1 protein-coding gene is annotated in these 1,396 nt (G+C 37.7%); it reads right to left on the bottom strand.

The window, feature by feature from the left end; translation table 11 throughout:
• Positions 1-450: 450 nt before the first annotated feature.
• The gene (locus AC3AYF_RS21005; RefSeq protein WP_487780409.1) at positions 451-960 is read right to left on the bottom strand and encodes a SixA phosphatase family protein; all 510 of its coding nucleotides are present in this window, start codon (positions 958-960) and stop codon (positions 451-453) included.
• Between the last annotated feature and the right edge of the window lie 436 nt (positions 961-1,396).

Below are 1,396 nucleotides of genomic sequence, written 5' to 3'. Positions count from 1 at the left end.
TTGTGATTGCTCAATCAGAATTGCCTCGGTTTGACTGGTGGCAACAAAACTCAGACTACTGAATATGACGACGGAGGTCATCGATAAGATAATGGCAATTTGTTGAATAATTGACAGTTTTTTTATTTTTTCTAGCATGATAATTATTTCCTTAACGCGTTTTTATTGTTTTTATTATTAATACTTGTAATGGAACCCGCACATAGCAGCCTTAACGTTAGCGGTGCGATATTAGCTAATCTTTAATTTGTATCGTTATTCACCTTCTTGTCTCTGGCCTTTAATACTTATTGTTTGCATCCAGCCATATTTTTCAATACCTCAAATGCGTGTATCTAATTCCTAGTAAAACTATACCCCCTTATTAGCGGTAGATCTAAATTTCACCTCATCAATAAGCCGTTCAATTTTGATAAGTCGCTATCCATAATCCATAACTTTCACTTTAAATTACAGGACTAATTCTTGTGCATGTTTGATCGATAACAGCTGACATTGCCCACTCGATAAGTCTGACCACTTTCCTTCAAACGTAAGTCTAGCCATGGATGATGGTGATAAATGCATATCTTCAGTTGATGTTGGTATTAATTTTTCAACTAAATATTCAAAAGCTGGGTTATGGCCAACCAATAATACGCGCATCACAGTGTCGGGTAATTGTTGAACTATATTGAGTACATCATGCCAGTCTGCCTCATACAAATCAGCACGCACATCAACCGTATTTATATCAAGCACAAAAGCAGCACAAACAATATCTGCTGTTGCTATCGCTCGTCTGGCAGATGATGAAAGAATAATGTCTGGATGCAGCAGTTGTTCACGCATGTAGTTCGCAATGTTAGCAGTCCGCTCACGTCCGCTATCGGTAAGATCTCGGTCAAAATCACTGCCGTGAAAATGCGCTTCGGCTTTACCGTGACGTAACAATACTATTTCATGGTTGGCGGCAGTCATCCTTACCGTTGCCTATTGGCTCGATTGTTGTGAGTTGAATTTTTAGTTTGTTGCATACAAAGTACCCTAGTATGGAAAACAAATTCTAATGGCATGCAAACTCTATTGGCCTTATAGCCTTACACTTAATGCTACACCCTTAACTTAATGATTTAAATTATTATTAATTTTCATTTAGTCTCTATATGCTGTTCAATCTTTTATTTCAAGCCTGTATAGTTTTTCTCATCGGCATCAATTTATGCCGATGGCTTTACTACATAACACGGTCAAACAAGACTGGTTTTATTGTTAATTTTCAATTATCTAGGTACTATCAGTTCTTTTGTTATTACGATACACCCCTTATGAGTGAGCAAAACTCAAATCAAAATGCCTGTGATTGCCCAGATCCCGGGTTGCCACGTCACATAGGTACCTTTGCCGATCTAATGTC

Source organism: Salinicola sp. (genome assembly GCF_982684285.1).
The sequence above is the reverse complement of the archived record's forward strand: the minus strand, read 5'-3'. Positions and strand labels throughout refer to the sequence as shown.

Excerpts from the sequence above, each read along its gene's own strand:
- AC3AYF_RS21005 (WP_487780409.1), bottom strand. The coding sequence starts at position 960 with ATGACTGCCGCCAACCATGAAATAGTATTGTTACGTCACGGTAAAGCC.